The organism is Thioalkalivibrio sp. ALR17-21 (assembly GCF_000420185.1).
Lineage (GTDB): Bacteria > Pseudomonadota > Gammaproteobacteria > Ectothiorhodospirales > Ectothiorhodospiraceae > Thioalkalivibrio > Thioalkalivibrio halophilus.
Genome location: NZ_ATUL01000030.1, coordinates 19,255 through 28,127 on the forward strand (window position 1 = coordinate 19,255; position 8,873 = coordinate 28,127).

Annotated in this window: 8 protein-coding genes; 6 read left to right on the plus strand and 2 right to left on the minus strand. The window is 69.5% G+C overall.

Translation table 11 applies throughout. The annotated features are described in order from the left end of the window. Positions 1 to 36 precede the first annotated feature (36 nt). Positions 37 to 1,299 (plus strand): ChaN family lipoprotein, encoded by a 1,263-nt coding sequence (locus G020_RS0112955; protein ID WP_231363095.1) that lies wholly within the window; start codon positions 37 to 39, stop codon positions 1,297 to 1,299. After that, positions 1,299 to 3,380: a M1 family metallopeptidase gene (locus tag G020_RS0112960; protein WP_024329904.1), complete on the plus strand. Its 2,082-nt coding sequence runs from the start codon at positions 1,299 to 1,301 to the stop codon at positions 3,378 to 3,380. The genes G020_RS0112955 and G020_RS0112960 overlap by 1 nt, the downstream gene beginning before the upstream one ends. A gap of 13 nt (positions 3,381 to 3,393) precedes the next feature. Here the strand turns inward: G020_RS0112960 and G020_RS0112965 are convergent, their stop codons facing one another. Continuing rightward, positions 3,394 to 4,098, minus strand: a complete 705-nt coding sequence (locus G020_RS0112965) for an SDR family NAD(P)-dependent oxidoreductase (protein ID WP_024329905.1) — start codon at positions 4,096 to 4,098, stop codon at positions 3,394 to 3,396. 97 nt (positions 4,099 to 4,195) lie between these two features. On the opposite strand from G020_RS0112965, the gene G020_RS0112970 reads away from it, so the two are divergent. The 4 genes from G020_RS0112970 to G020_RS0112985 are packed head-to-tail and all read left to right on the plus strand — an operon-like array spanning position 4,196 to position 7,769. Next, a complete protein-coding gene (locus G020_RS0112970) occupies positions 4,196 to 5,716 on the plus strand; it encodes a DUF1538 domain-containing protein (RefSeq protein WP_024329906.1) in 1,521 nt (506 codons plus the stop codon). After that, the gene (locus G020_RS0112975; protein WP_024329907.1) at positions 5,713 to 6,060 is read left to right on the plus strand and encodes a hypothetical protein; all 348 of its coding nucleotides are present in this window, start codon (positions 5,713 to 5,715) and stop codon (positions 6,058 to 6,060) included. Before G020_RS0112970 ends, G020_RS0112975 begins: the two co-directional genes overlap by 4 nt. A 27-nt stretch (positions 6,061 to 6,087) precedes the next feature. Continuing rightward, positions 6,088 to 6,480, plus strand: a complete 393-nt coding sequence (locus tag G020_RS0112980; RefSeq protein WP_018871354.1) for a CBS domain-containing protein — start codon at positions 6,088 to 6,090, stop codon at positions 6,478 to 6,480. A gap of 23 nt (positions 6,481 to 6,503) precedes the next feature. Further along, positions 6,504 to 7,769, plus strand: coding sequence for a sensor domain-containing diguanylate cyclase (locus G020_RS0112985; protein WP_156002766.1), 1,266 nt, complete (start codon positions 6,504 to 6,506; stop codon positions 7,767 to 7,769). 53 nt (positions 7,770 to 7,822) lie between these two features. On the opposite strand, the gene G020_RS0112990 is transcribed toward G020_RS0112985, so the two are convergent. Then, positions 7,823 to 8,584, minus strand: a complete 762-nt coding sequence (locus tag G020_RS0112990) for a class I SAM-dependent methyltransferase (RefSeq protein WP_024329909.1) — start codon at positions 8,582 to 8,584, stop codon at positions 7,823 to 7,825. Positions 8,585 to 8,873 lie beyond the last annotated feature (289 nt).

Below are 8,873 nucleotides of genomic sequence, written 5' to 3' on the forward strand. Positions count from 1 at the left end.
CCAATGGACATTGCGTATTCTGGCTGGAGAGGCTTGATGAGGCTGTTTCCGAATTGTGAGTGGCGGATCCCCACGGCGTACCCGGTGCGCCGGTCGCGGCGTTTTGTCGCGCCGTCGTTGCTGGCCCTGACGGCCACCGCGTTCGCTCTGGGGCCCTCTGCACCCCATGCAGATGTGCCGTCGGGCGCGGACTGTGTGCAGCCCGGACAGTGGGCCACGCCGGAGGGCGAGGACGTGGATGCCGCGGAGCTGTTCGCCGAACTGGCCGGCGCCGATGCGGTCCTGCTGGGCGAGACCCACAACCGCATGGACCACCATCGCTGGCAGCTTGGTACCCTGGCCGCGCTGCACGGCCAGCGCCCGGACATGGTGATCGGCCTGGAGATGCTGCCGCGCTCGGCACAGCCGGTGCTGGATGACTGGGTGGCGGGTGAACTGGACGAGGAACAGTTCCTGCAGGAAAGCGACTGGTACGAGCACTGGGGCTTCAACCCGCGGCTGTACTGGCCGATCCTGCATTTCGCGCGGGTGCACGACGTCCCGCTGGTGGCGCTGAACGCCGAGCGCGACCTGGTGCGCCGTCTGGGCCACGAGGGCTGGGACAGTGTGTCCGCCGACGAGCGCGACGGGGTCTCCGCCCCGGCCGAACCCGCCGAGGCCTATCGCGAATATCTTGAAGAGGTGCTGGCGCGCCATCCGGCCGCGCCGGGGGACAGTGATGCGTTCATCGGCACCCAGCTGGCCTGGGACCGGATGATGGCCGCGGCGATCGCCGGGGCGATCGAGGCGGGCGGTGACGAGCCGCCGCTGGTGGTCGGGATCATCGGGTCCGGGCATCTGGAATACGGCCACGGCGTGCCGCATCAGCTGGCGGACCTGGGCGTGGACAATGCCCCGGTGCTGCTGCCGCGCGAGAGCGACGGGGCGTGTACTGGCGACGACCCCGACCTGGCACGGGCGGTGTTCGGCGTGCAGGGCGGCGAGCGCTTCCAGCCGCTGACCCCGATCCTGGGGGTGCAAATGCAGCGCCCCGAAGAGGGCGAAGGGGTGGAGATCCGCGGCGTGATGCCCGATTCGGTGGCCGGCGCCGCCGGCATCGAGAGCGGCGACCGTCTGGTCGAGGCCGGTGGCCGCGCGGTGGAGACGCCGGCCGATCTGCAGCGCATCGTGCAGGGGGTGACGCCGGGCACCTGGTTGCCGCTGGTGCTGGAACGCAACGGCGAGCGCGAGGAGGTGATCGCGCGTTTCCCCTGGCAGGAGAGCCCGGATGACATGCCGGGCGCGCCGGAGGGGCACTGATGCGGCGTTCGGTCCAACGGCGGCGCGTGGCTGCAGCGCGTGGCGTGGGGATCGGCTTCGCCACCCTGCTGATCGTGCCGCTGGTGGGCTGGACGGCGCCGGCGTTTGCCGATGAACCGGCCGCGCGCGAGCTGGCGATCGACCTGTTTCCCGCCGACCAGCGCCTGGAAGGGCGCCTCAGCCTGCCGGCCGCAATGCTCGACGAGGCCGACGGGGTGCTGCGCCTGCGTCTGGCCCCCGGCCTGCAGGTGGACACGGTGGAGCGGGGCGGCCATGTGCTGAACCACGAACGCGACGACGCCGGATACCTGGATGTGGAACCGGGCGCGGATGGCGGGGCCGACGACGCGCCACTGGTCATCGAGTACGGCGCGCGGCTGCCGGCGCCGGAGGATGCCCGACAGGGGAACGGCTTTCTCGGCGAGGGCGGCGGGTTCCTGCCGGCCGGTGGCGACTGGTACCCGCGGCAGCCGCAGGCCGAGCCGGCGCCGGTGCGCCTGGAAGTACGGGTGGCGGACGGGCACCGGGTCGTGGCCTCGGGTTCGTGGCGCTCCTCGGAGCCGGACGATGACGGCATGCGTCGGGCGGTGTTCGAGCATCCCGGCGGCCGCGCGCTGGCGCTGGCCAGCGGCCCCTGGGAGGAGGGGCGCAGCGAGACCGCCGATGGCGTGGAGGTGCGCACCCTGTTCCCGGCGGAACTGGAGGACGCGTTCGGCGCGACCTACCGCGAGAAGACCGTGGAATACCTCGAGCGCTTCAGCGACCGGATCGGGCCGTATGCCTTCGACAGCTTCACCGTGGCGGCCAGCCCGGCGCCGGTGGGGCTGGCCTTCTCCGGATTCACCCTGCTGGGTGAACGGGTCATCCCGCTGCCGTTCATCCCGCACACCTCGCTGGGGCACGAGGTGCTGCACAACTGGTGGGGCACCGGGGTGTACGCCGATCGCCGCCAGGGCAACTGGACCGAGGGTCTGACCACCTTCATGGCCGATTACCGGTTCGCCGAAGAACGCGGCGAGGCGCGCGACGAACGGGGCCAGTGGCTGCGTGACTACGCCGCCCTGCCGGCAGGCGAGGATTACCCGCATGGCGAGTTCGTCGGCGGCAATGCCGGGGCCGACCGCATCGCCGGGTATCACCGCGGGGCGATGCTGTGGCGGATGCTCGAGGACCGCATCGGCGAGGCGGCGCTGCACGCGGGGCTGGCCGACTTCTACGCCGAATACCGGCATCGCGAGGCCGGCTGGCCGGAGCTGATCGCGGCCGTGGACGCGGCGACCGAAGATGATCTGGAGCCGTTCTTCGAGCAGTGGATCGGCCGGGCCGGCGCGCCGCGCCTGGCGCTGGAGAACCCGGCCGCGCGTGAAGACGCCGACGGCTGGCGTGTGACCGCGCGGCTGGCACAGGCGGATACCGACCATCCCTGGCGGGTGCGCGTGCCGCTGGTGGTCGAGTTCGCGGAGGAGGACGGCCGGGAGACGCACTGGGTGGATCTGGAGGAGGCCGCCATCGAGCTGGAACTGGAACTGTCCACCGACGCGCGGCCCGCGCGCATCGCCGTGGACCCCGACTGGCGCGTGTTTCGCCACCTGGCGGCGGAGGAGTACCCGCGCATCCTGCGCGAGGCGGAGCTGGACCCGGCGACCCGGGTGATCCCCCTCGGCGGGGCCTCGCCCGCCGAGCTGGTGCCGTGGCTGGGACGGGTGCCGGAGACGGCGGACCCGGATACCGATCCCGATTCCGATTCCGGGGCGGGAGCCGAAGCACCGCGGGTGCTGCTGGGTTCGCGCGCGGCGGTCGCTGAATGGCTGAGCGAACGCGGACTGCCGACGCGCCCGCAGGAGGCGCATGTGGATACGGACGACCTGCCCGATGCCGGATCCGGTGTCGGGGCCCTGGCCTGGACCGTGCCCGAGACCGGTATCACGGTGATCGCGGCCGACTCGCCCGGCGAGCGGCGCGCACTGGCGGGCGCGCTGCGACACCGCGCGCAGGAGAGCTATCTGCTGCAGGACGATGGCGAGCTGGTGGCGCGCGGGCTGTGGCCGGTGCCGGGGCCCTGGCGGGCGCTGGCGGATTGAGCTCCCGGCCCGATCAGTACGGCAGGCGCTGGTGTTCGAAGTCGAACAGCCCGCCCGAGTCCTCGGGACCGAGGGCGTCCAGCACCTCCAGCAGTGCGCCGGTCGCGCGTTCCGGCGTCAGCACCTCGGGGGCGCGGGCGCGGTACGGCTCCGACAGCGGGGTCTCCACCGTGCCCGGCTGCAGCGCCGCCACCACCGCCCGGCGATGGCTGAAGCGCAGTTCCAGCGCCGTGGTGCGCACGATCTGGTTGAGCGCGGCCTTGGAGGCGCGATAGCTCAGCCAGCCGCCGGAGTGGTTGTCGGCGATGGAGCCCACGCGCGCCGACAGCGTCGCCAGCACCGCCTTGCGGTCCTTCGGCAGCAGCCCCACAAAGTGCTTGAAGATCAGCGCCGGGCCGATGGCGTTGACCGCGAAGGCCTGCGCCATCACCGCCGGATCGAGCTCGCGCAGGCGTTTCTCCGGCCGATGGCCGTCGATGGTGAGCACCCCGGTGGCGTCGATGATCAGGTCCCAGTCGGGCGCCTGCTCCGCCAGCCACGCGGCCGCGTGGCGGATGCTGTCCTCGTCGGTGAGCTCCAGCGGCGGGTCGGTGGAGCGCCCCAGCGCCACGACCTGCGCGCAGTTCGGGTCGTTCTCCAGATGGGTGACGAAGGCGCGGCCGAGGCCGCCGGTGGCGCCGATCACCACGGCGCGGAAGGGGTGTGCGAGCGAGTCCATGCGGGTGTGACCATCGCGGGCGGGAAACGATCCCCGCGTCGTGTATGCTGTGCGCACAGGCGTACTGACCCATGATCGCAGCCCGGACCGCGCGCGCATGAACTTCCTCCACACTCTCGGCCACGCCGCCCGCAACCTGGCCCCCATCGTGATCGTGGTGGTGGTGTTCCAGATGTTCGTGCTGCAGACGGTGCCCGAGGGCGTGCTGTCCATGGCCATCGGTCTGGTGATCGTGGTCTTCGGGGTGGCGCTGTTCCTGCAGGGGCTGGAGATGGGGATCTTCCCCATCGGCAAGAACCTCTCCAACGCGCTGGCGCGGCGCGGCTCGCTGATCCTGCTGATGGCCTTCGGCTTTACCCTGGGCTTTGCCACGGTGATCGCGGAGCCGGCGCTGATCGCCGTGGCGGAACAGGCGGAGACCATCTCCGAGGGGCACATCCAGGGCTTCATCCTGCGCCTGATCGTGGCGCTGTCGGTGGGTGCGGTGGTGGCGCTGGGCATCCTGCGCACGGTGCTGGGGCATCCGCTGCACTGGTACATCCTCACCGGCTACGTACTGGTGGTGCTGGTCACCTTCTTCGCGCCCGAGGAGATCGTGGGCCTGGCCTACGACTCCGGCGGCGTCACCACCAACATCGTGACCGTGCCGCTGGTGGCCGCGCTGGGGCTGGGGCTGGCCGCGTCGCTGGCCGGGCGCAACCCGCTGCGCGACGGTTTCGGCCTGGTGGCGCTGGCGGTGATGGTGCCGATGATCACGGTGCAGCTCTACGGCATCGTGGTGTTCGCCGGGGCCGACATCGACGGCCCGGCACCCGGCGCCGGCGACGGAGCGGCCATGGATACCGACACGGATCTGCCCGGGGCGGGCGAGGAACGCCACTTCCTCAGCGCCATGGGCATGGACCTGCTGCTGATGCTGCGCGACGTCGCGCCCATCATCGGCGTGATCGTGGTGTTCCAGTATTTCGTGCTGCGCAAGCACATCCCCTATCTGCCGCGGGTGCTCTTCGGCTTCGCCCTGGTGGTGTTCGGCCTGTATGCCTTCGTGGTCGGGCTCAAGCTGGGCCTGTTCCCGATCGGCGAGAGCATGGCCGAGCAGCTGATCGCCAACGACCGGTTCGTGTGGGTGTACCTGTTCGCCTTCGCCATCGGCTTTGCGACCACCATGGCGGAACCCGCGCTGATCGCCATCGGCCAGAAGGCGGAGGAAGCGGCCAAGGGCTCGCTGAAGGGCAGCGCCATCCGCATCCTGGTGGCGCTGGGGGTGGCCGTGGGCATCACCATCGGGGTGCACCGCATCCTCAGCGGGGACTCCATCCACCTGTACATCATGGCCGGGTATGTCCTGGTCATCGTGCTGACCATCCTCGCACCCAAGGACATCGTGGCGCTGGCATTCGACCTCGGCGGGGTGACCACCTCGGAGGTGACCGTGCCGCTGGTGACGGCGCTGGGGATCGGGCTGGCGACGCATCTGGAGGGGCGCAACGTGCTGATCGACGGCTTCGGTCTGATCGCGTTCGCATCCATCTTCCCCATCGTGACCGTGATGCTCTATGCCATCGTGGTCGATCTTTACGAACGCTTGATCCGCAAGGACAGGAGGGACACGGCATGAGATTCTCGGCCCTGGTGGCGGTGCTGCCCGACGAACTGGAACAGAAGGCCGTGGATGCGGCGCGCGAGGCCGGTGCCGCCGGCGTGACCATCATGGATGCGCGCGGCATCGGCGCGGAGGTGCGCAAGACCTTCCTCGGCATGACCTACGAGGGCAGCCAGTCGGTGCTGCTGTGGATTCTGGAGAAGCGCCTCGCGCTGACGGTGCTGAAATCACTGTTCCGCGAGCTTGGGCTGGACGAAGACCCGCGCGGGGTGGCCTTCATCACCGACATCTCGCATCTGGCGGGCATTGACCGGAGGCAGATCGACCGCTTCGAGGAACAGGTCAAGGACGAAATCTGACCCCAACTCCGACCGGAGGGAGACTTCATGCTGGTTCGCGACATCCTGACCGAGAAAGTCATCACCGTGGCCCCGCTGGCCCCGCTGCGCGAGGCCATGCAGCTGATGCGCGACAACAACGTGCGCTCGCTGGTGGTGGACAAGCAGCACCCGCACGATGCCTACGGCATCATCACCTACACCACCATCCTCAAGACCATCGTGGCCGAAGAGGGCGACATCGATCTGGCCAACGTGTACGACGTCGCCACCAAGCCGGTGATCACCGTGCCCGCGGAGATGGACGTCAAATACGTGGCGCGGATGATGGTCAACATGGACGTGCGCCGCCTGGTGGTGCTGGAGGGCAACCAGCTGGAGGGCATCGTCACCACCAGCGACATCGTGGGCTCGATCCTCGGCATGCTGGACGAGGTCTGAACCGGGTGGTCAATCCCGTGCCTCTGGATATCCCGCAGGGTCTCGCGCGGCTCGAGCTGCTTGACGCCGCGATCGAGGACACCGCGCACAGCGTGCTGATCACCGACGCGGATCTCGAAGCGGGGCCGCGCATCGTCTACGTGAACCGCGGCTTCGAGCAGATGACCGGCTACCGCCGGGACGAGGTCCTCGGCCTGACGCCGCGCATCCTGCAGGGGCCGAAGACCTCGCGCGCGGTGCTGGATGACCTGAAGGTGACCCTGGAGCGCGGCGAGGGCTTTGACGCCGAGACCATCAACTACCGCAAGGATGGCGAGCCCTACAGCGTGCGCTGGCATATCTCGCCGATGCGGGTGCCCGAAAACAGCCCGAGCATTACCCATTACGTCTCGGTGCAGCGCGACGTGACCGAGGATCGCCGTCGCGAGGAGCAGCTGCGGCTGCTGTCCGCCGCGCTGGAGGCCTCCGGGGACCCGGTGATGATCACCGACCCCGAGGGCGTGATCGTGTTCGCCAACACGGCCTTCCTGGATCTCAGCGGCTTCGATGCCGACAGCGTCATCGGCGCGACACCGGCGCTGTTCAAGTCGGACGAGCACGACGATGATTATTTCGCCGCCATGTGGCAGCAGCTCCGCCGGGGCGAGACCTTTCGCGGCGAGTTCGTGAACCGGCGGCCCGACGGCGAGAAGGTCAATCTGGAGCAGACCATCACCCCGATCCGCGATGACTGCGGCGAGATCACGCATTTCGTGGCCTTCGGCAAGGACGTGACCGAACGCGTGCGCATGGAGGATGAAGTGCGGCGTCTGGCCGAGACCGACTGGCTGACCGGGCTGGCCAACCGGCTGACCCTGGGCCGTCGCCTGGAGGCAGAGCTGGAGAGGTGCGAGCGATACGAACGGCCGATGGCCGTGATCATGTTCGACATCGACCACTTCAAGGCGGTGAACGACGAACACGGCCACGACGCCGGTGATGTGGTGCTCAAGGCGGTGGCCCGCACGGTGGGTGAGCAGCTGCGCGAGCAGGACACGCTGGGACGCTGGGGCGGGGAGGAATTCCTGATCGTGCTGCCGGAGACGGACGGCGAGGGTGCCGCCGCGGCGGCGGAGAAACTGCGCCGTTCGATCGCGGAGATGGAGGTTCCGGATGCGCCGGCGGTGACCGCCAGTTTCGGGGTGACCGAGCGGCAGCCGGGCGACACGCCGCGCGCGATCACGCGGCGGGTCGATCAGGCGATGTACCAGGCCAAGGAGGGCGGACGCGACCGCGTCGTCCTCCTGTAATGGCCCCTTCCTGACGGCCCCGTGCCCCGGTGCCCCGAGGCGCGAGGCGGGTATCAGGCCTTGCGGCGCAGGACCCAGATCTCCAGCAGCGCCCATTCCTCGCCCGGATAGTTTTCCTGCTCCAGCTCGGACATGCGGCGGTGACGGCTGGCGGTGCTGCCCACGAACTCGAAGCGGTCCAGCAGCATGCGCTTGGTCTCGTCGGCCTTCTCCAGCGCGAAGGGGTTGAGGAAGTTTACCAGCAGGTAGCCCTCGCCCTCGCCGCGGCGGAACGCATCCAGCAGCGACGCGATGGCCGGCGGATCCAGGTACACCAGCGACGCGGTGGACAGCAGGATGTCGGCCTCTTCCAGCGACTTCTCGATCGCGTCGCGGGTTTCCGCGGGCGGGTTGTTCAGGTCGGCCGCGTGGGTGTCGTCGAACAGGCCGGCGCGCTGACCGTAGGCCAGGGCGTTCTCGGAGATGTCGATGCCGGTGGTGTGCATCGGCAGGCGGCGCGGCTTGCTGATGGTGTTGCAGACCGTCTCCGAGGCCCAGTTCTCGCGGATCTCGTCCACGGTCATGTTGTGCACCGCCGCCATCGTGGTGTTGCCGAAGCAGCAGGCCAGGTCGACGTAGTTCAGGGTGCGGCCGTCGGCGGCCTGCTGCTCGGCCCACGGCAGGATGAGCCGGTCGAAGGTCTGGCGGTTGAAGTCGTCGGAGATGTAGTCCAGCGCATCGATGATGCGCTCCTTGAACGGCACCGGCGTCTCGGCGACGTAGATGTCGTCAAAATGCTGTTTCTTCTCCTCGGTCTTCACTTCGGACTGGCTCATCGGGGCAAACCCTCATCATTGGAAAGCACACCAGTCTCCGGCCAAGCCACCCGACCGTCAAGCAAACACCCCCCGATCGGCCCCGCACCCGGCCGGTAGGAGGCCGGCCCCCCGGCCGATTCGGCGTCCGGGCAATCTCCTGTGCCGGATCGGCCAGAGGCTGGCCTCCTACGGCACCCGGCCGTGGCGGATCGGCCAGGGGGCTGGCCTCCCACGCCACCCGGTCCGTAGGAGGCCGGCCCTCCGGCCGATTCGGCGTCCGGCCGATCTCCTGCGCCCGATCGGCCAG

Coding starts and splice junctions, on each gene's coding strand:
- G020_RS0112960 (WP_024329904.1), top strand. CDS start 1,299: ATGCGGCGTTCGGTCCAACGGCGGCGCGTGGCTGCAGCGCGTGGCGTG.
- G020_RS0112955 (WP_231363095.1), top strand. CDS start 37: ATGAGGCTGTTTCCGAATTGTGAGTGGCGGATCCCCACGGCGTACCCG.
- G020_RS0112980 (WP_018871354.1), top strand. CDS start 6,088: ATGCTGGTTCGCGACATCCTGACCGAGAAAGTCATCACCGTGGCCCCG.
- G020_RS0112975 (WP_024329907.1), top strand. CDS start 5,713: ATGAGATTCTCGGCCCTGGTGGCGGTGCTGCCCGACGAACTGGAACAG.
- G020_RS0112965 (WP_024329905.1), bottom strand. CDS start 4,098: ATGGACTCGCTCGCACACCCCTTCCGCGCCGTGGTGATCGGCGCCACC.
- G020_RS0112990 (WP_024329909.1), bottom strand. CDS start 8,584: ATGAGCCAGTCCGAAGTGAAGACCGAGGAGAAGAAACAGCATTTTGAC.
- G020_RS0112970 (WP_024329906.1), top strand. CDS start 4,196: ATGAACTTCCTCCACACTCTCGGCCACGCCGCCCGCAACCTGGCCCCC.